A 20,272-nucleotide genomic window follows, 5' to 3' on the forward strand; every position below is an offset into this window, starting at 1 on the left:
TTTTAGAATTTACATTAAATTTCTTTTAAAAGCAAGATATGCTACTATCTGCTCTTGGTTCGGTGCCACCTATCAGTACACCATCCTCTGTTTTATATATAAATTGTCCCCTTCCAAAATTAGAAGAATTTAATGAAACTTCTATTTGATGACCTTTATCTGCTAAAGACTCAAGTATATGCTTTGAAAATTCTTTTTCTACCATAATTTCTTTGTCTTTCATCCATTGCCATCTTGGTGCATCCAAAGCTGCTTGAGGATTCAAATGAAAATCGATAAAATTAATAAGGAATTGTAGATGACCCTGTGGTTGCATGTACCCTCCCATGACTCCAAAAGGTCCTATCGCTTTGTTCTCTTTGGTTATAAAACCGGGTATGATGGTATGATATGGTCTTTTTAATGGTTTTAAACAGTTATGATCCTCTTCATTCAAAGAAAAGCTTGTTCCTCGGTTTTGAAGACTTATCCCGGTATTTGGAACCACTATTCCAGAGCCAAATCCCATATAGTTACTTTGAATGTAAGAAACCATATTTCCATCTTTATCCGCAGTTGCAAAGTAAACCGTTCCTCCAGAATACGGATCTCCTGCCTCTGGTAAAAGTGCATATTCACCTATAAGATTTCTTCTTTGTTTTGCATATTCTTCAGATAAAAGGGATTCTACTGATATTTTCATATCTTCTATATCCGTAATATATTTTAAACCATCACTAAAGGCTAACTTTAAGGCTTCTATTTGTTTGTGGTAACTTTCTGGATCTTCTTTACATTTCATTTCAAACCCTTTTAGTATGTTCAAAGCCATCAAAACAATTATACCTTGTCCATTTGGTGGTAATTCCCATATGTCAAATCCTCTGTAATTTACACTAAGCGGTTCCACCCATATAGGTTCAAATTTTTCTAAATCTTCCTGACAAAAGTAACCTCCTGTCTTTTTTGAAAAGCTTAACATCTTTTGAGCTAATTCTCCAAAATAAAAACTTTTTGCCTTTGTATCGGCAATTGATTTCAAAGTCTCTGCATGATAAGTTGATTTCCAAATTTCTCCAATATCAGGTGCGTTTCCATTTGGGGCAAACACTTCAAACCATGTTTTAAAAATTTCGCCCTTCAACTCTTTTTTATACCTTTTAAAAGCGTTCTGCCATGATTTGGCCGTTACAGGCGAAACTGGGAAACCTTCACTTGCATATTTGATGGATGGTTCTATCAAATCTTCAAAAGGAAGAACACCAAATCTATCAGACAAAGTTGCCCAGGCAGCTGGAGCACCTGGAATAGTAACTGATTCCCATCCATATGGAGGGATTTTTTCAAACCCTTTTTCTTTCATTAATTTTAAGGTGAGATTTTTTGGAGCGTATCCACTGGAATTCAACCCATATAGTTTACCGTCCTTGTAAAGTATAGCGAATGCATCGCTACCTATACCGTTGGAAGTTGGTTCTAAAACGGTCAAACCTGCTGCCACTGCAACAGCTGCATCAACAGCATTCCCACCCTTTTTTAAAATTTCTACACCTATCTCAGAAGCTAATGGATTTGTTGTTGCCACCATCCCGTTTTTTGCATAAACAGGAATCCTTTTTGAGGAATAAGCAAATTTTAAGGGATCAAACATTTGAAATACTCCTTTCTTTTAAACTGATTTTAAGGAATGTAATCTATTATATCATTAGAATAAAATAAATTAAAGAGGCATAGATATAAGTTTCCAAAGACGGTATAACAGGTTAATTTCAGGAGGTGACGTAATTATGATAAAAGCAACTAAGTTCACTAGCATATTATTAATTTCCCTATTGTTCGTATTTTCATCTTTTGCAAGTAACACATCTTACGCTAGATTACCAGATTTGGATAACTTGTCTTTAACTTCTGCTACTCATGGTAATATTAATTTAATAGAATTGATCAGCGAGATTGAAGTGGATCAAAAAGAAAAATCAACAATTACTATAGGTGTATATTATTTAGCTTCTACAGATGATCACACTATAAAAATAAAAGAATTGAATGATCTATGTTATAACCAAGACTACAGTTCAAATTTTAACTCGATGGAAAGCAAATCACACAACCGATCTAAAAATCTTTCTGACAAATTGATCAAATCTAATCCAAACGTCAAAAATAAAAATTATAAAAACGATTACTCTTATAAAAATGAATTAACAAATAAGTTTGTTCAGAAAAGAAGTATGTTAGATTACATACTTTCTCTTAATCTTTTTAAACAGAATACACCAGATTTCATCGAAATTCAACAAAATGTTTTTATTTTTTCTTAGAGATCTAAAATAAGTATGATATAATGAAGATACAGAATTAATTAGTTTTTTATCATAATTTCAACAAAATCTCAGAGAGGAGGGAACAAAGATGAAAAAAGTTTTCGCAACGTTGTTAGTAGGTATGTTAGCTGTTTTTAGTTTTGCTGCATTTGAAGTCACAGGTGGTTATGTGAATGCATCTTTAGCCGCTAGTGCTACATCCGTGGCCTCTGATGTAACAATGCATGGGATTAGTGTAGGTGCAAACTATCTGTATGATGGATTGGGTGTAGAAGGTGGAGCGTTGTTAGTCGGCGGTTCTTTTGATTACTATTTCCCGACAGAATTTGTTGATGAAAGTGCCGTTGCAACAGATTTATCTCAAATGATGGTGGGCGTGAATGCTGGTTACAGGCAGAGTTTAAATGCCTTCTTCCCAGACTTACCATTTGGAATGTATGTCCAAGGGTTGTTTAACTATTCTTTTGGATTAGGAGATACTAAGGTTGTAGCAAGCAGTTTGGGTTTCGGTGGAGGAGCTGGAGCAAACTTCGCAGTTCAAAACCTCAACATGAATGTAGGGGCAGATGTTTTGTTTGAAAAGCCCACATTAGCTGACGATTACAACGAAGTTTATAAGAGTGAGTTCCAGTTGAAACCAAAATTTAAGGTTTACGCAGGCGTACAATTTTAATTTAAAGTAAACATAGAAAACTAAAAACCTCCGTAAAGGAGGTTTTTTATTACAGCTTTTTTCTCATTTCGATAGCAACTATTCTATATCCTGATCTTAAAAAGAAACTTTCTAAAAACTTCAAATATTTTGGTAAAGTAACAACTCTCTGTTTTTGAAAGCCTTTTATCAAATTAATGTATGTCTCGGTGAATCCAAGATTTTTATACAAATTATACGCAACTTTGTTGTTCCCAAAAACATTCAATTCAAGAGATTTTACGTTTTCTTTCTTTAATGTTTCTTCTAATTCTTTTATAGCGCTCTTCGCAAATCCTTTTTTTTGATACTTAGGAAAAATCCTAATATCGTATATAAAGGCTTTTTTAGAACTGTAATTTACAAAAACCCAGATTCTTCCAACGTGTTCATTATTCCCATTTATAATGTTATAACCATAGTTTTTCCCTTTTTTGATATCTTCATTCCAGATAGTATCAATTTGATCCTCAGCTCTTGCCAGAGCTTCCTCGTATGGAATCAACAAATTCTCAGCCAAAACTTTTGCATATTCTTCATACATTTTCTTTTTGTATATTTCAAACTCTTCTTTGCTCATTAATTCGAGCTTCGTTACCGACACCTCCAAAGGATGTTATCTTTTCCCACCCGCCGCCCTATATGGAAACATTTTAACAAGTAACTTAAGAAATTATTCCTAAAATGTCGAAGGCGTTTTTAGTTATTTCGGAATATTTTTTGAACAAACTTAAATCCACTTCTTCTCTATTCGAACTTCCATGATTATCAGTCGCTAAGAAATCCACTAAATAATTATCATAATAATATTTACCTTCTTGAGTTTTTAACCCTTCAAAATTGACTTGGAAGAGTACACCCATTTCTCTCATTCTTTGAATTATGTCTTTGTTTTCATATAACCATTTGTATCTTTCCACATGTACAAGAATAACTTCATAGCCATCCAATTGTAAATTAAATATCGAATCAAGAGCATAAATAGGCATAGGTTGTGTTGGAAATTCTATCAAGACAAATGAATTAAATGGAATAAAATCTTTGTAATCTGGGGTTAGATATAATTCAGAGGCAAGATAGGTCCTCAGGCCAATATCATTTTCTATTTTTTCTTTTACATTTTGATAAACTTCTTTGATTTTTGTTTTATCCGTTTTAACAGAAGGATTGTTGACATGAGGTGTAAAAATGACATGGGTAATGTTGTTTTCTCTGTACCTACTCAGTTCATTTAATGTTTCTTCAATAGTTTTCACGCCGTCATCAACTCCAGGTAATAGATGACAATGAATGTCAATATACATTTCATTTTTACCCCCTTTATGGGCCCCCTATGTTCTGGTTTTTCTTCTTCTCCTTTTTTTCTTACTTTTATCCCCGTCATCAGAGTAATAATAGTAGTAGTAGTAGTAATTGGAAGATTTTTCGTTTACATCATTTATAACAGTCCCAATGAGTTTTACCCCCGATGTTGTTATGTTTTCAACTGCGGCCTTTAAAGTCGGCTTTAAAGTCTGCCCATAGCGAGTCACTAATACCAATCCGTCTGAATATCTGGAGGTTATCATAGCATCGGGTGCAACCATTATGGGTGGAAGATCAATAATTATCTTATCGTAATACTCTTTTAGTTCATCGAGCAGATCTTTAAATTCATTTGAAGTTAATATGGATGTGGGATTTGGAGGTAAAGTTCCAACAGGCAAAACAAAAAAGTTGTCGAGAAATTCAAAAGGCTTTATTACAGACTGTTCTATAGAAGCACCTCTCAATAAATGGTTAACTAGTCCCACGTTCTTACTTTTTAGATTCAAAATCTTTTCAACTCTTGGTCTTCTCATATCGGCATCTATCAACAAGGTTTTGTTACCACTTTGGGCATAAGAAATAGCAACATTGGCAGCTGTCATTGTTTTACCTTCAGCGGGTCCACCACTGGAAAAGGCAATAACATTAGGTTCTTTGGCGTTTGAAAAGTTAATATTGGTAGACAACATTTTGTAAGCTTCAGAGATCGGGGAGACTGGATCCCTTAAAACTATTAATTCATCATTTTCTTCACCCCCCATATGTAAATGAGGTATTCTACCAAGAACAGGGTAACCCTTAACGATCATCTTCAGTTCATTTTCATCTTTTACCCTTTTATCCAGATACTCGATGAGAAAAACTACAAGTATACCTAAAAAGATCCCCAACACTCCTCCTATTGCAGCAGTCAGAGGTTTATTTGGTTTAACTGGATTTGGAGAAACAAAGGCAGGGTCTATTATATTTGCTGTACCAATTACACCTGCTTCAGCAATCTTAGCTTCTTCTAATTTTTCTAAAAGAAGAACATAAAGATTTTCCTTTACTCTTACCTCTCTTTCGTAATTCATGAGTCTTTGCTCCAAAGCAGGTAATTGGTTCAATTGGGATTGATATATGATCCTTAACATTGTTAAAGATTGTATTGTGCCTTGAAGAACTTGTTGCCTGGCTTGTTCTTGGATCAATTGTGAATACAAGCTATTATACTGCGGATTGGTAGTTCTCACTTGGGAAGTTACAATCGTACTTATCTCATTTTTTAGCATCTCTTGGGCTTGGCTCAGCTCTTCCCTTAATCTCAGGACCTCTGGATCGCTTGTAGATTTAGTACCTTCCAAGCCTGCGAGCTGAACCTGAATATTCACAATTTGATTTCTCAAATTGCTAACGACTGGATTTATCGAGATTGTTTCAGATGAAATGATTTCTTGATCCATACTTTTTAAAGTATCATTCAATGTTTGTAATCTTATCTTTGTTTCTTCCATTTGGATCTGATAAGTGTTTATCTGCTGATCGTAGGAAACCAAAAATTGCAATATAGATTTTGCCTCTTCATCTAACAAAAAAATATTATTTTCCTCTTTAAAATTTCTGAGATCGTCTTGAGAAGCGTTCAAATCACTTTCAGCTAATGGAATTTGCTCTTCTATAAACCTTCTTCTTGCTGTATACTCGTTTTGAGACAAACTTTTTAACAAATCGTTGTATACAATCGCTAAATTATCGGCAATGCTTCTTGCTAGCCCCTTGTCTTCACTTTGAACTGATATCCGCACGATATTTGTATCGCTAACAGGTGAGACTGTGATCATTTGTTCAAGGGAACGAACAACACTGTTTATTGTGACATCTTCTGGGTTTTCAACTTTTGCTTGAAAATATTCAATTAAGTTTAAATTGTCGATTACTTTTTCTAGATTTCTTCTACTTTTTATCAATTCAATTTCTGTCGATATCTTAGATGAGGTTGACCCTATCTGTGTACCAAAAATATCTGCAACAGAACTTTGTTGAGAGGGGTCTATTTTCAAGGTTGTATTTGCTTCATAAATAGGAGTAGAGTAAAAAAGGTAGATTAAAGTAATTACTACCGTTACAACTACGGTTAAAAAAAACCACCAGAATCTTTTTCTGAATATTTTTAAAATATCCTCAAATGTTAACTCATTTTCCATCTTTAACCCCTCTACTGAAGCTTTAACATTCTTCATACATGAGTAATAAATCCTTCTATAAAAAAATTACAACAAATTTAATGAAATTTATTTACTCATTAGTTGACCTTTTATTCTTTTTTACATAAACAATGGTGGGATCTTTTTCTTTTTCTAAAATCTCCTTTATATCTTCCAAGTTTGTTCTTTTTTCTTCTATAAATATAATAATTTTTTCTAAATCATCTCTGTATAGTATATAATCACTGTTGTTGAAATTGTCAAACATTATAAACGCCTCGTTTGTGTTTTTAAACTTTTCAAATTTTTCAAATTTTTCTTTGTAATCTTCATTTTCTATTGAAGTAAAATACTCTGTTTTATAAGGCTTTATGGTATTTAAAATGTTGTAAATTCTTTGAGAAAGGTTCTGGGCAACTGAGAAATTCCCTAAAAACAACAACCCAAACTTTTTAAAATCTTTTTTATAAACATAATTAACTATTTTTTCTGCATCGTTTGAATCGTTTAAAATAATGTCAGGAACTCCAAATAAACTTTCAAATTCGTATAGATCTTTCACTGTTTTGTCTTGGGCTTCTTTTACGAAAACACCCAAAATTCCCAAGAATATTGCCAATACCCCTCCAATAGCTAAAGTAAGAGTGGTATTTGGTGATACAGGATTTTCGGGTACGTAAGCGAAGGTTATTACTTTGAATTTGTTATCGTACAGTGAAGCCTTCATTCTTTCTTGCTCTAAGGCAGTTAGTAGAGTGTTATACCTTGTTTGAAGAATAGCCTGATCTCTTCTCAAAAGAAAATATTCGTACATAATAGGGGATCTTTTTGCAATTTCATCATCTATAACTTGAAGCATATTTTCATATACCTGTCTTGTTACATCAAATAGTTGTAGTTGTGTAATTATCCCTGTGTATTCGTTAAAAGTTTCCATATCGATCGATGCAAGAAAGTTTAAATCGTTGGAAAAAATGGTTTCAAGGTTCTTTTTCAATTCAACTTCTAAAACGGTTATTTCGGCTTCCAAAGCAGCAATTCTTGGAGAACTAGGGGAATTTAATTTTAGAGTTTCTAATTCTATTCGGTCATTTACTAATTTAGATTTTATATCCTTAACAGGTGTATCTTTTTCTGTGTTTGTGAGTATAAACTCTTTAGTTTCTGGACTCAGTTTGAAAATATTATCTTCTATAGCTTGCTTTCTGATTTCTAATTGGTTTTTATCAGCGTCTAATTTTAGTATGTTCATATATGTTTCTGAATAATAACTAATTAAAGGGTCGCTTTCTTGCGATGTTCCCCCCGAAATATCGGAAATCTTATTTTTAGTTTGGAAATCCAAAACCTCTTTATTTATCTGATCATATTGCTGAGATACATCTTCAAATAACCTTTCAACTTGATTCAAATAAGATTGAGAATCCTCAAAATAAAGGTTTTTCGCATAATCGGTGTAGTAAGAATACACAAGTGAGACAACCGACGCAGCCATGGTTGGATCAGAACTTTGGTAGCTTATTTCTATCATATTAGTATCTCGAACATTTTGTATATTTAAGCCTTCTTTTAGTGAATCAATAAGATCTCTTTCTGTTACTTCTGTGCCTCTTAATCTGGCAATTAACCCTTTGTTCTGATTTGCTTTTTCTACAAGGTTGAGCTCTTTTACAATGTTTGCCAACACCCAATCGGATTTCATCCTTTCAATTTCTGTAGTTAGACCAGAGTCAGCCGGTTGACTGATTCCTAACAAGTTTGCAGCGGAAGACATAGATCCTAGAGAGAAAGTTGGTTGAGAAGAACTCGATTTGTACTCTATAACCTGCTTTGCTTCATACTTGGGAGTTGCAATAAAAAATAGATAAAATGCTGTTAAAAAGATAGTTAAGAAGAAAATAATTAAAAAAGTCCACTTTCTTCTTTTAAAAATTCTGAGTATGTCTGAAAAGGTTAGTTCTCTTTCTTCTCCCATTTCCATCCTCCAATTTTTAGTTATTTTTTACTGTGATTAGAAATTCTAAAAGTTGCTTTTAGGGCCCCTTCGCCCCCTGCCCACCCTTCTAAGGAAGGAACCTTCGCTTCTTTGTCCTGAAGCCAACCTTTATTTTGTTCTATGCAAAATATTCTACCATATGGTTGACTTATTTCAAAGGTATTTCTTTATGTTCATATTAAAACCCTTTTTGTACTGCATCAGCTCGCATAAACTTCTGAATTGACAAGAAGAACAGTCGTAATATTTTTCTCCTGTTTTTGAGTTGTTGTATTTATCATGCATTTCCTCTAAGAACCTTCTTATTTCTCTTTCTTTTACTGCTATGGGGGTAAAATCAGATTTGTTGATGTTTTGAAAAACTTTCTCTAACCATGTGTAGAATTCTTTAATATCAAAAGATACATACTTTGCTTTAGACTTGTGTTCTTTATATATAACCCTACCTTTCTGTATTTTTATAAAATTATTATTTTTATGCTCTTTTTTCTTTGATACTACTTGAAATTTTAGATACACGTCAGAATGTGCTAATTTGTTTTTCCATTCTTCGTTGTTTAATAAGGTTAGGTAATATATTAGCAATTGTTCACTTTGGAAATTTTTTGACCTTTTGTAATCCATAATTGAGTATGCTCCTGGCAATAGTTGATCATCGAATTCATCAAGTAGGTACGAGTAGTTACCGTTTAAAAGATCTACCCTGTCTATTCTGGATGTTAAGTCTATATCACGAAAATTTTCGATATTTATCTTTGATTTTACCTCTAACTCAGTAGCTATAACTTGAGAATATGTCAGATCTACGCCTTTTTTGAAATGGATATACTTTCGATGTATGTCTTCTATGCTTTCTAAAATATCTTCTGTTATTATTTCACTTTCCACATCTTTTATAGCTTGATAGGTTAGTAAAAAATCGTCTGTATACTCTTCCCAAATATCTTCAATGATATTTTTTATTTCTTCTTTCAATTCTTCTTTGTTGAGAATTTTTTGGGACATAACTTCATAATTTTTGTATTTGGAAAATATTTCTTTCATCACCCTATGCTTTATAAGTCCATCAAAAAACTTCTCAAAAGCTTTATCTCCATATAATCGGCCTTCGATCCCGAGGTAATACTTAAAAGGACAATCAACATAAGTGGTAATTTTTGTATGGCTTAACCGTCCAAGGCCCGTATTTTTAGATAACTGCCATTGTGGATTAGTTATCTCTTTTTTTAATCTCTCAATATTAGTGAAGTGTTTATGTGATAAATATTCTTTCTTTCCATTCAATATGTAATAAATAGTAGCTTCTGTTTCAGAGAAAATGTTATCTGGATCTTTTGGTAGGATCTCTTTTTTAGAGAGAAACTCACTGGAATATTTAACGTTCTTAAAGTTGTTTCTAAACTCTTTTTCGTATGGAGAGGGTAGTATTGGTTCACCACTTAATTTAGCGTTTGGATATGTAAATACAATATTTTCTGCGAAGATCATCGAGATAAACAAGTTTCTTCTACTGATTTTTTCTGAGTGTTTGGCTATTGAGGTCCCCTCGTTACTCATAGATGTGATGAAAGGATTGACCTTTATTGAAGGATAGTTTTCTTCAGTGAAGCCTACAAAATATTTGTATTTTTTCTTTACAAATCTTGAGTCTTCAAGGCTCATTATTTCTACTGTATTATCGTACCTTTCTGATTCTCTATACGTTTCAATCTGAATTAGAGAAGAAAGTATTTTGTAGAACTTTTCAATTCCTAAATTTTTATCTGATTTTAGAATTTTTTCCAAATTTTCTTCGACGTTGAATATTAGTGCTTCGAAGGCTTTTAATGCATTTAATTCACTCTCAACGGGAAGTACATCCTCGTATGTTTTTAGTATGTTGAAATGAGATAGGTAAGTATCTATCCATTCTTTCACTAACTCCCTGTAATCAGAAACACTGAAGTACCTTTTTCGATCTTTGCTTTTTTGAATATTTTCCAAAAGAGAAAATATGTTTCCAAGACATTTTTTTAATTCCCTTAAGCCTTTGAGTTCTTCGCTTATTCTTTCTATTTCTTCCGTACCTTTAAGTTGAGCCTTTCTTTTTTCTATTTCTTTCTCAATGGTATTCATCCATTTTTCTTTTCGATTTTTGAGAAAGGATTTTTGTATGTCATAGAATAAGTTCAATCGCTTTAAATAATTCTCTATTTGCTCCATTGTCAGCTCAGTTACTCCTCCGTAACCACTTTCGATCATCGCCAAGATATCTTCAACCTCACAACCTCTCACCAATGTTTTAATTGGTTGAAGAAGCATCAAAACTATTTGGCTTTCGTTTAACGGAACATCATTTTTGAACCTGTAAGGTACCTTAGCATCTTCCAAATGATCCGCCAATAATTTTGCAGTTGAATTATTGGGAACAACGATCCCAAAATCATCAGGTGAAAGATTTTCACTTATCAATTTTCTCTTTATTTCTTTTGTAAGGATTTCTATTTCAGAAACATCGTTGTTCATGGGAAAGATCTGAATATTGGTATTTTCAAAAATCCCTTTTAAACCTTTTCTTTTTGATTTGAATTCAAATCCTTCGTTTTTTAAAAAGTTGTGTATGTTAGTTATAGAATCAAAACTTCTGTCTTCTATATTGACCCAAGTAATAAAATGAACCTCTTCAAAGAGATCAAAGAAAGCTTTAAGGGTTTTGTTAACAGCTGGAGAAATATCAAAAAAGCCCGAAATAACGACCCTTTTTCCTATATATTTTTTCCCCTCTTCTTTCAATCTAGTAGGTAAAATCTCATAAAACCATTTGTACACACTAACGGGATCGTAATTTCTTTGATATTTAATGGACATATCGAACTTCGTTTCTAAAATATCTTCGAGTTTTTTTTCTAATTTAGTGTAAAGTATGTACAAATTAGAATTGTTATCTATAGAATCATCGAGCAACTTGTATTCTTCAGAGGATTCAACGATTTCTTCATCTTCAACCCTTGAAATTTCCCATTTTTTCTCGAAAATATCTAATATATACTCCACTGATTTTTGAGATTTGGATATAACGTTTAGATATTCAGAAAATTCTTCGTCTTTTTTCTCTTCTTCTATTAAATCCATTATCTCGTTTTCGATGTATACCTTCAAAAAATCTCTATCCAATATTACAGATTGTGGCTGGTATGTTTTTAGCGTCTCAGTTACATATTGGTTTATAACCCTAAAGCCATCACGATTGATAGTTTTTTGTGTTTGTGAAGCGATGTATTCTGCCACTTGCTTTACATAAAAACCAGAAGGCCCTAGAAACAAAAAGTTCAGAGGGTCTTCGTTGTAAAAAGGAAGTATAAGATCTCCAACCTTTTTAAAATGTTCTGCATTTAAGTCAAATAAATAGACCTTTTTCATTTTTCTACCAGCTTTCTATTTCATTTCTCACTTCATCCAAGTTATATTCAAATTTGTAAGTTCTATTTTCTCTTTCATTCCCAAAGAAATCTTTCTCTATATAATCATAGTTGCCAAGGTTATATTTGTATTCTATTTCAGTATTTGCAGGCATTATTAGAGTTAATTGGTACGTTCCGTCATCCATTTTCTCAAATCTATAGTTTTCATCTCCCACCAACCAATTGTTGAAGTTCCCCATCATATAAATTGAAGCATCTTGTGGTGTACTTTCTGGAACCGACGTGATTATAAAAGTTACCTCGAATAAATTTTCAGCTTCTTCTGAAAATGAAGGTATTTGTGGGGCTGATGTAGGAGATGGCTGAGCTGTTGTCGAGGCTTTTTGTGAAGAAAAACCAAAAAGTAAAAGAATTATTGCAAAGGGAAGTAAGATTTCTAAAAATCCTTTCAAGTTTCTTTCACCTCTTTAATGGTGTAACTCTGTTTTCAGTTTATTATATCATATTTATTATCTCAATTCTCCACATTTGATCAAATCAAATGCCCGTGAAAAAGAATGGTTAAACGGAAGATTAACTCCCTTATATTTCTATTTTTCTATCATCTGTAACTAAAATATAATTTTGTTTCCATTTTTCTACCAAGTTAGCACAGATTTTATTGTATTTGGAATGATCTGCTAGGACATATGCAACTTTTGCTGATTTTATAATTTTCTTTTTAAAATTTGCTTCACTCAGTTCATGAACATAGAAGCCTTCCTCGTTGAATCCGTTAACTCCCATAAAGGCTTTTTTAAACTTATATTTTTCGAAGTTTTGCTCTAAATCAATAAAATTCATATTACTGGGGATAAATTCTCCGCCTAAAACGTGTAGATTTATTTTAGTGGAGTTAGAAAGAGCATTTATAATGTATAAAGAGTTTGTAACTATGTGGCATTTTTTATTAGAGTTGATTAATTCTTCAGTAAAAGCAAGGGTAGTGCTTCCTGCATCGATGAATATTGTGTCATCGTTTTCTACAAATTGAACCGCATACTTTGCAATTTTCAATTTTTCTTTTGCATGTCCTGCAATTTCTTTTTGAAATAAGGGATTAAACCTTTCTTTAGCAATGGCTCCACCATGCGTTCTTTTTATAAATCCCTCCCTTTCCAAATAATTTAAATCATTTCGAACTGTGGAAAAGGAAACTTTTAATATTTGGGAGAGATTAAAAACCGTTATGCTTCCCTCTTTTTCAAGCAATTGAAGTATTCTTCTTCGTCTTTCTTCTGGAATTAATTTAGTGCTATTTGTTTTCATTTCATAAACTCCTCTTTCTCGATAGATATTCCATAATCATTGTACCATATTTTGTAAGGTCCTCTGTGTGAAAATATAGGGCATAACTCTGATTCACTTTTTTGCCAAAAAAAGATAAAATGATCGTTTTTTTGTGAAACTATTTGAGTATTGTAGGCAATTTTTTCAATTTGCGGTTTAAACAATGCCGGTCCATTTTCGGTCTTTGTGTATGGCCCTTTTAAATTTTTGCTTACTAAGAAATAATCTCCAGGAATAGGATCTGATCCTGTTTGTTCTTTGAAGTTATCTGAAAAAGAATTAGAGCAAAAATGCAAATAATATATGTTATCTTTTTTAATAATATAGGGGCATTCGGTATTGTCAAACCATTTAGGTAGAGATAAAGGTTCGAGAATTTTCCAGTCTATCAAGTTTTTAGAGGTAGCTATTCCCACAGTTCCTCTTGCCTTGATCTCGCCATCCTTTCTTCTACTACAGAAAACCATGTAAAAATCAGAACCTTCTTGAAAAACATAAGGATCCCTGAAATGTGTCATACCATCGTAAGAATTAGTTTCATAAAGATTTGAATCAATTCTTAAAAGTGGTTCTTTGTCTGAAATTCTTTTATAGTTCTTGAAATCGGGGGATTCTGAAGTTATTAAGCCGATGAGTTGTTCGTTAGGTTTTTTACTGTTTCTTGAAGTGTAAAAGAGATAGTATTCGTTGTTGTAATAAAATGTACTTCCAGTCCAAATAGAAGTATCGTCCCATTTGTTTTGATTTGGGGACAATATAATACCTTCATATTTCCAATTAATTAAATCTTGACTTTTGGCTAAGCCTATTGAAGAATGAAAATGCCTGTTTTCAGGGTTTTTTGTTCTAGGTGATTCTAAAAAATATTTGAACCAACCATCTTCTTTGTCCTTGAAAAACCAGAGATCCCAAATGTATTTGTTTTTCAATTTAAAGCATGATGAATTTTGCATCATAAAACATACCTCCTACTTTATTCCCGTGGTAGCCACGCTTTTTACAAACTGGTTTTGTAGGAATATAAATAATATTATAACTGGAATAGTCATCATCGTAGCAAAAGCCATGATATCCCCCCAGTAGATTGGAGCTTGTCCAAAGAACGTTTGCATCGCAACCGTTAAAGGCCTATATGTATATCCCCTGGTAACCATCAAAGGCCATAAAAAAGAACCCCATTGCATAAGAAAATGAAGAATTGCCACACTTGCCAAAACAGGTCTAGAAAGAGGCAAAACGATTTTCCAATAAATTTTAAACCAACCCGCTCCATCTATTAGAGCTGCTTCTTCCAAATCCTTGGGAAAATTTATGAAAAATTGATAGAGAAGAAATATATAAAGTGGATTAGCAATAAATGGAATTATTTGAACTTGGTAACTATCCAACCACCCCATCTTGTTGGTTATGAGCAATAGCGGAATGGCAATAGCTTCAAAGGGAATGATAATTAAAGCTACAATTATTGAAACTAACATCTTTCTTCCTTTGAAAGAGAACCTCGCAAGTCCATACGCCATCATGCTGTTCACAATTAAACCTGCAATTATAGTTGTACCAACGATCAACACAGAATTGAATAAAAATCTTTGAAAAGGCATCCTATCAAAAACATCTTTGAAATTTTCTATACTAATCGTAGTGAGTATAAAACCTTTTATTGAAGACATTTGATTGACTATGTCTATCTCACTTGGATTAAGCGACACGGAGATCATGTACAAAAGCGGAAATAAAAAAAAGATGGCGAGAATTATCATTAAAATATAACTAATAATTCTATTAATAATTATCATTCTTTTTCTACTTCTTTGCCTCATCAAAACACCTCTCTTTCTTCTCTCAGGAAAATTCTTTGAATTAAAGAAAACCCTAAAATAATGAGAAAAAATATCACCGTTAAAGAAGATGCATAACCAACGTTTTGCATCCTAAATCCCTGATTATATATATGTAACATTACTGTATATGTGGAATAATTTGGACCACCGCTTGTCATAATGTATACTTGATCGAATAATTTGAAAGCGAGTATCGTGGTAGAGATAATTACGAAGATACTCGTATTTTTTAGTTGGGGAAGAGTGATATATATAAATTGTTTCCATTTGTTCGCTCCATCTATTGTTGCTGCTTCATACAATGACTCAGGAATTTCTTGCAATCCTGCAAGGAATATCAGCATTTGAAAACCTACACCTTGCCAAATAGATAACAACATTATTGCCGGGAAAGCGATTCTTTCGGTGTTAAGTAAATCTATAGGCTCCCACTTCCCAAAAGTAATGAAAGATAGGATGGCATTTATCGTTCCCTCAGGATGATATAAAAATGTCCATATTACTGCAACAACTACCATCGTGGTTACGGTAGGTAAAAAGTATATCGTCCTAAACGTTGTACTACCTTTTATTTTTTGGTTTACGAGTATCGCTAAAAATAAGGCAAAAATGGTTTGAAGAGGGACAACTATGGCTACGAAATAAAAATTATTTAATAGGGCTTTTCCAAAGAGGTCATCGCCTAACATTCTAACATAATTGCTAAATCCAACAAATCTAGGTGGAATAGGAGAAATTAAACGAGTATTCGTAAAGGATAAATAAAAAGCAAAAAAGAAAGGAATTATTAAAAATACGAACAGTAAAATACTTGCAGGTAATAAAAAAGGTAAAGCCTGCTTAAACCCCCTTTGTTTATAAATCTTTTTCCTACTTTTCTCTGCTTTTTTCAACTTTATTCACCTCTTTATCTACTTCATAATTGAAAAGTTTTCTATCAATTTTAAAAACAGGGTGAGTTTTCTCACCCTGTCATGAAGCTTGTAACAATTAATATATGGGATAACCCTGGTTAGATTCGATATCCTGATCTATCACCCTAACCGCTCTGTCCAGAATTTCTTGGACATCTGCACCTCTGATTAGATTTCCTATCATGTCTTGGAAAGCTAAAGTAATAGTAGGGTAACCAGGAGTAACTGGTCGAGGAAGGGCTATGGTATTTAATTGTTGAACATAAATGTTGAGTGGTCCTCCCACTTTGTACAGCTCAGAAAGTTCAATTGCTGAATATCTAGAGGGGACAGCTCCATTGGCATTGGACATTTTAACAATTTCTTCCGGTTTCAAGAGAAATTCTAAGAATTTCCATGAGGCTTCAGGATTTTTTGAGTTGGTTGTTATTGCCCATGCCCAAGATCCCATACCACTAACATGTTTGAAAAATTTTGGAGCAGGAATTAAAACAAGATCATCTCCCAACGCTCCTTTACCTTGTGGATATTCCCAGTGTCCAGCCCATTCTAATGGGATTTCACCGTTCAAAAATTCTACATTATATCCTGGAGGATTTGAATTGACAAATCCTTGTTCAAACAGAGCCTGTAACCAAGATGCAGCCGCTACAGCTTCAGGACCATTTAATATTCCTTCTGCACTCATGTAGGTTTCTCTGTCTATTAAATCAGCTCCAAATCCTTGGAAAAATGGCGACAATCCGTAGGTATACCATTCGCCTCTATCGTTTGCTTTAAGGTCTAAGGGATAAGTAACTTCTGGTAATTCTTTCAATCTTCTTAGTACATCCATGAATTCGGTAAATGTCCAGGCATCTTCTACGTTTTTTGGGATTCTTACATTGGCTTTTCCTAGCAAGGCTTTATTACCCCACAAGGCTAAACCTGAGTCAAAGGTTCCCAACGCGTATATTTTTCCATTGTAAGTCCCCTGTGCAATAATAGAGGGTAAGAAATCTTGTTTCAACTCTGAGGACATGAATTCGTCTAAAGGTCTCAAATATCCAGCCCATGCATAATTTGAAACGAATGGGCCATCCAAATCTAACACATCTGGTAAATCTCCAGCCAAAGCAGCCGCGTTTACTTGATCGTTGTAACTACCTTCAGGCAATTGAATAGCAATAACTTTAACTTCGTTCTGCATGGCATTAAATCGTTTTACTTGATCTTCTATAACTTCTCTCTCTTCGCCTCTTCCAGAGTGGAACCACATAGTAATTTCAACTTGACTAAAAACAGAGATGCCCAAAAAGATCAATAAAACAAACAAAATACTTACAACTTTTTTCATTTTGATGACCTCCCCTTATGAAAATTGTTCTTATAGATCCAGAATTAAAAAACAACAACATTCAGCAAAATTCTACAACAAATAACAAAAACTGTCAACTTTCAACAGTGGTGATTATGGGTAATTATATACCATTATTTTCAATTAAAGACAAATAACTCTAATTTTCTTAGTATTTTAAAAATAAATTGGAATAATTTAAACAAATTACCTATAATAATACCAATAGTAATATACAATGAGAAAACAAATAGAATATAGAAATCAAACTAATAAATCGCTTATGTAAAATCATTAGAAGACTTACCAGAAATAATAAAAAGTGATATACCCACTTACCAATATGCAATATACGATTGAGTAATTATTTGAATCGTTCATGTTGTATTTAATGTATACAAAGGATGATATAAAGATAGAAAAGGTTAGGAAAGTATCGAAGAAAGTAATGGATGAAAGGGGTGAATTGATAATGTCGATAGCTGAAAAGTTGAAGAACGATTGATCAAATCGTACTATACAATCAAATCAAAAATGCCCTATAAGGGCATCTTTGAGTGTACCTGGCATGTTAAAAGCTAAGCGATGAAAGTGAACCTACTTGATCTTGAATTTCTTAAACTGACTTTTTAATTCTATAGAAAGTCTATTTAGTTCCTCAATATCCTCGTTTATTCCAGAAGTCTGCTCATCTTGTTTTTCTATGTCAGATAACATTTTTTTAACCCTTTCAGATATAGTGGATACAGAATTCGTTGCTTTATCCATGGCTTGGGCGATTTCTGTGGTAACTTCTGTTTGTTGTTTGATATTTCCAGTTACATCTCTTATGTTTTCGTCTGTCATTTGTACATTATCCAAAATCTTATTGAAATGATTTAGTATAGAAGTTGCTTTATCAAAAGTTTCTTTAACAGCTTGATAAGTCAAATTAATAGAAGCATTGGCTTCCTCACTTTGTTTTTTTATTTTTTGCAATATATTAGATATTTTTTCGGTAGAATTTCTGCTCTCTTCGGCGAGCTTTCTTATTTCATCGGCTACTACTGCAAAACCTCTGCCTGCTTCACCAGCTCTTGCACCTTCTATCGGGGCATTTAAAGCTAGTAAATTTGTTTGATCGGTTATTGAACTTATGGTTTCTAAAATATTTCCTACATTTTGAGCGTTTTTTGTTAATTCATTTATTACATTAGAAGTGTTCTTGGTTTTTCCTACTGATTCATTAATTGTATTCGCTATTTCGTTAATTTCAATTTTCCCATTTTGTGCATCTTGTGATAGTCTTTGGGAATTCATCAAGAGGTTCTTCAGGTCTTCTAAGATAGTTTGAAATGTTAAAGTTACTTCCTCTATACCTGCTGTAACCTCCTCTATGGACGAGGCTGTATCCTCTGTCTCTTTGCTGATCTCCTGAGTTTCTTGCGTTAAGAAACGAGAATTTTCTGCAAGATTTTTAGAGCAGACATTTAAAGTGTCAGAAAAATTCTGAATCTTATCTGATGAATTCATAATGCTAGATATAGAACCCTTTAAAGAATGAGACATTTCACTTAGAGCCTGTGACATCTCTTCAATTTCATCAGAGCTTTTGTTTTCAAAGTTCATTGAGAGATCTCCTTTGGTAAAATTTTTGGTTTTTTCAGTTATTATTTCAATTGGCTTAACGGTAGCGTTTGAAAAGGTAATGGAACTAATTATAACCGCAATTGTGATTAAAGAAAAAATTAGTATAATTAATTTTGAAAACGAATTTGTCTGTTCTCTAACAAAAGAAAATTTAGTTTCCCCAATCATAGCCCAATTTATAGTTTTGTAGTTGAAGGGTTCATAGACAGCTAAAACTTTGTCCCTTAAATAATCTTCGCTTTCAATCCAACTTTGTTGCCCGTTAAGGGCCCTTAATACCTGAGGGGTTTCAACCTTTTGAGATAGAATAGTCGGAGATTTGGAATATATAGAATTGCTTCTCATTAATTCATCTTTCCCTACAACGTACATTTGAGTGAATTCGTTCATTCCCGTGGTATCCTGCATTATTTTATCTATTTGATCAATGGAAATTTCAAAAAATAAGGTATCCTAGAGGATATCCAAATGGATTTAAGATTGCTTTCCCTGCAAAAGCTTCCGGCTTTCCAGTAACAGGGTAATATTGAAAATCGACGAATTTTACATCTATATCTTCAGAATCCGTTAGTAAATTAAAAAGGATGCTTAAATTGGTATTTGAAAGTTCTTGATTTACGTTGCTACCAAAATCTACATTTTTAGCTGAAGAATAGACTGCGTTCCCTTTTTTGTTATAAAAAGTAAATCGTCATAACCTTTTTCTTCTAAAAATGTGTTCCATTCAGGATGTAATTTTTCAAGTTGAACTTCATACTCTCGAACAATAGCAAACGATTCAATATCTTTAAAATTCTCAATATCTAGAAGAGAATTGAGTTGATCTCTTTTTTCATACGGATTATGAGTAATGTACATATCTTGAAGGTATTCTTTTGCATTGTTTGAGTACCTTTTGTTAATATTATCAAATTGAAAAACTAACAGATTCAGATCATTACTTAAATTCGGCCTGCTAGTTTACATTCAAATCTTGCTCTATGTTTTGGAAAAAATTATTGAAATACTGTTTTTTTAACTCTGTCGAAACTATTAACTTTTCAGCGTTATTTTCTATAATGTAGTTAGTTATAGAGTACAAAATGATTATTAAAAAAACTATAAAACCGCTTATAAATACTATCAAGTTTCTCGATACAATTTTCCCTCTAAGTTTCAAATTGAATACCCCCAGTTTCATAGAATTCATTTATATATTTTTATTATATCAAATAAATTAACGTTTTTGTTCCTTTTAAAAACGAGAATATAATGAGTGATTAAGCTGAAGTTAAGTTTATCAAGTTCAATAATTATAAAAAAATCTTTCTAAAATCCTTCAGCTCGCTGTGAGGATAAAGA

18 protein-coding genes are annotated in these 20,272 nt (G+C 32.7%); 3 read left to right on the plus strand and 15 right to left on the minus strand.

Going from position 1 to position 20,272, the window contains the following annotated elements; all coding sequences use genetic code 11:
- Positions 1–25 precede the first annotated feature (25 nt).
- On the minus strand, positions 26–1,630 hold the full coding sequence (locus tag AA80_RS04125) for a gamma-glutamyltransferase family protein (RefSeq protein WP_103876551.1): 1,605 nt from the start codon (positions 1,628–1,630) through the stop codon (positions 26–28).
- A 136-nt stretch (positions 1,631–1,766) separates the two neighbouring features.
- Here AA80_RS04125 and AA80_RS04130 point away from each other — a divergent pair, with 136 nt between their 5' ends.
- Both AA80_RS04130 and AA80_RS04135 read left to right on the plus strand, forming a co-directional pair.
- Positions 1,767–2,300, plus strand: coding sequence for a hypothetical protein (locus AA80_RS04130; RefSeq protein ID WP_103876552.1), 534 nt, complete (start codon positions 1,767–1,769; stop codon positions 2,298–2,300).
- A 91-nt stretch (positions 2,301–2,391) separates the two neighbouring features.
- On the plus strand, positions 2,392–2,976 hold the full coding sequence (locus tag AA80_RS04135; protein WP_103876553.1) for an outer membrane beta-barrel protein: 585 nt from the start codon (positions 2,392–2,394) through the stop codon (positions 2,974–2,976).
- A 49-nt stretch (positions 2,977–3,025) separates the two neighbouring features.
- Here AA80_RS04135 and AA80_RS04140 read toward each other — a convergent pair whose 3' ends face one another.
- The 11 genes from AA80_RS04140 to AA80_RS04190 all read right to left on the minus strand — a co-directional run bounded on the left by AA80_RS04140 (position 3,026) and on the right by AA80_RS04190 (position 17,302).
- Positions 3,026–3,574, minus strand: a complete 549-nt coding sequence (locus AA80_RS04140) for a GNAT family N-acetyltransferase (protein ID WP_103876554.1) — start codon at positions 3,572–3,574, stop codon at positions 3,026–3,028.
- Positions 3,575–3,659: 85 nt separating this feature from the next.
- A complete protein-coding gene (locus AA80_RS04145; protein WP_103876555.1) occupies positions 3,660–4,298 on the minus strand; it encodes a tyrosine-protein phosphatase in 639 nt (212 codons plus the stop codon).
- Between the two features lie 27 nt (positions 4,299–4,325).
- The gene (locus AA80_RS04150; protein ID WP_103876669.1) at positions 4,326–6,485 is read right to left on the minus strand and encodes a GumC family protein; all 2,160 of its coding nucleotides are present in this window, start codon (positions 6,483–6,485) and stop codon (positions 4,326–4,328) included.
- A gap of 91 nt (positions 6,486–6,576) precedes the next feature.
- A complete protein-coding gene (locus AA80_RS04155) occupies positions 6,577–8,460 on the minus strand; it encodes a GumC family protein (RefSeq protein ID WP_166667740.1) in 1,884 nt (627 codons plus the stop codon).
- Positions 8,461–8,634: 174 nt separating this feature from the next.
- Positions 8,635–11,880 (minus strand): PD-(D/E)XK nuclease family protein, encoded by a 3,246-nt coding sequence (locus tag AA80_RS04160; protein ID WP_103876557.1) that lies wholly within the window; start codon positions 11,878–11,880, stop codon positions 8,635–8,637.
- A gap of 4 nt (positions 11,881–11,884) precedes the next feature.
- Complete coding sequence (locus AA80_RS04165) at positions 11,885–12,334, minus strand: early set domain-containing protein (protein ID WP_103876558.1); 450 nt, start codon at positions 12,332–12,334, stop codon at positions 11,885–11,887.
- A gap of 130 nt (positions 12,335–12,464) precedes the next feature.
- Positions 12,465–13,190, minus strand: coding sequence for a DeoR/GlpR family DNA-binding transcription regulator (locus tag AA80_RS04170; protein WP_103876559.1), 726 nt, complete (start codon positions 13,188–13,190; stop codon positions 12,465–12,467).
- Positions 13,187–14,167: a family 43 glycosylhydrolase gene (locus AA80_RS04175; protein WP_103876560.1), complete on the minus strand. Its 981-nt coding sequence runs from the start codon at positions 14,165–14,167 to the stop codon at positions 13,187–13,189. Before AA80_RS04175 ends, AA80_RS04170 begins: the two co-directional genes overlap by 4 nt.
- Positions 14,168–14,179: 12 nt before the next feature.
- A complete protein-coding gene (locus AA80_RS04180; protein ID WP_166667741.1) occupies positions 14,180–15,031 on the minus strand; it encodes a carbohydrate ABC transporter permease in 852 nt (283 codons plus the stop codon).
- Positions 15,031–15,945 (minus strand): carbohydrate ABC transporter permease, encoded by a 915-nt coding sequence (locus AA80_RS04185; RefSeq protein ID WP_208317035.1) that lies wholly within the window; start codon positions 15,943–15,945, stop codon positions 15,031–15,033. Before AA80_RS04185 ends, AA80_RS04180 begins: the two co-directional genes overlap by 1 nt.
- A gap of 97 nt (positions 15,946–16,042) precedes the next feature.
- Positions 16,043–17,302: an ABC transporter substrate-binding protein gene (locus AA80_RS04190; protein ID WP_103876562.1), complete on the minus strand. Its 1,260-nt coding sequence runs from the start codon at positions 17,300–17,302 to the stop codon at positions 16,043–16,045.
- A 17-nt stretch (positions 17,303–17,319) separates the two neighbouring features.
- Between AA80_RS04190 and AA80_RS09990 the strand changes: the two genes are divergently transcribed.
- Positions 17,320–17,460 carry a hypothetical protein gene (locus tag AA80_RS09990; protein WP_166667742.1) on the plus strand — a complete coding sequence of 47 codons (141 nt, stop codon included), beginning with the start codon at positions 17,320–17,322 and terminating at the stop codon, positions 17,458–17,460.
- 439 nt (positions 17,461–17,899) lie between these two features.
- Here AA80_RS09990 and AA80_RS04195 read toward each other — a convergent pair whose 3' ends face one another.
- From AA80_RS04195 to AA80_RS04205, 3 genes are all read right to left on the minus strand, one after another.
- Positions 17,900–19,321, minus strand: coding sequence for a methyl-accepting chemotaxis protein (locus AA80_RS04195; protein ID WP_166667743.1), 1,422 nt, complete (start codon positions 19,319–19,321; stop codon positions 17,900–17,902).
- 243 nt (positions 19,322–19,564) lie between these two features.
- The gene (locus tag AA80_RS04200) at positions 19,565–19,789 is read right to left on the minus strand and encodes a hypothetical protein (protein ID WP_103876564.1); all 225 of its coding nucleotides are present in this window, start codon (positions 19,787–19,789) and stop codon (positions 19,565–19,567) included.
- A gap of 97 nt (positions 19,790–19,886) precedes the next feature.
- A complete protein-coding gene (locus AA80_RS04205) occupies positions 19,887–20,090 on the minus strand; it encodes a hypothetical protein (protein WP_103876565.1) in 204 nt (67 codons plus the stop codon).
- Positions 20,091–20,272 lie beyond the last annotated feature (182 nt).

It is taken from the genome of Petrotoga sibirica DSM 13575 (assembly GCF_002924625.1).
GTDB classification, from domain to species: domain Bacteria; phylum Thermotogota; class Thermotogae; order Petrotogales; family Petrotogaceae; genus Petrotoga; species Petrotoga sibirica.

Bases quoted from the DNA above. Each gene is read 5' to 3' on its own strand.
- AA80_RS04125 (WP_103876551.1), bottom strand. From the start codon at position 1,630: ATGTTTGATCCCTTAAAATTTGCTTATTCCTCAAAAAGGATTCCTGTT.
- AA80_RS04170 (WP_103876559.1), bottom strand. From the start codon at position 13,190: ATGAAAACAAATAGCACTAAATTAATTCCAGAAGAAAGACGAAGAAGA.
- AA80_RS04145 (WP_103876555.1), bottom strand. From the start codon at position 4,298: ATGTATATTGACATTCATTGTCATCTATTACCTGGAGTTGATGACGGC.
- AA80_RS04155 (WP_166667740.1), bottom strand. From the start codon at position 8,460: ATGGGAGAAGAAAGAGAACTAACCTTTTCAGACATACTCAGAATTTTT.
- AA80_RS04190 (WP_103876562.1), bottom strand. From the start codon at position 17,302: ATGAAAAAAGTTGTAAGTATTTTGTTTGTTTTATTGATCTTTTTGGGC.
- AA80_RS09990 (WP_166667742.1), top strand. From the start codon at position 17,320: ATGAAAATTGTTCTTATAGATCCAGAATTAAAAAACAACAACATTCAG.
- AA80_RS04135 (WP_103876553.1), top strand. From the start codon at position 2,392: ATGAAAAAAGTTTTCGCAACGTTGTTAGTAGGTATGTTAGCTGTTTTT.
- AA80_RS04180 (WP_166667741.1), bottom strand. From the start codon at position 15,031: ATGAGGCAAAGAAGTAGAAAAAGAATGATAATTATTAATAGAATTATT.
- AA80_RS04140 (WP_103876554.1), bottom strand. From the start codon at position 3,574: ATGAGCAAAGAAGAGTTTGAAATATACAAAAAGAAAATGTATGAAGAA.
- AA80_RS04200 (WP_103876564.1), bottom strand. From the start codon at position 19,789: ATGTACATTACTCATAATCCGTATGAAAAAAGAGATCAACTCAATTCT.
- AA80_RS04195 (WP_166667743.1), bottom strand. From the start codon at position 19,321: ATGAACGAATTCACTCAAATGTACGTTGTAGGGAAAGATGAATTAATG.
- AA80_RS04150 (WP_103876669.1), bottom strand. From the start codon at position 6,485: ATGGAAAATGAGTTAACATTTGAGGATATTTTAAAAATATTCAGAAAA.
- AA80_RS04130 (WP_103876552.1), top strand. From the start codon at position 1,767: ATGATAAAAGCAACTAAGTTCACTAGCATATTATTAATTTCCCTATTG.
- AA80_RS04160 (WP_103876557.1), bottom strand. From the start codon at position 11,880: ATGAAAAAGGTCTATTTATTTGACTTAAATGCAGAACATTTTAAAAAG.
- AA80_RS04175 (WP_103876560.1), bottom strand. From the start codon at position 14,167: ATGATGCAAAATTCATCATGCTTTAAATTGAAAAACAAATACATTTGG.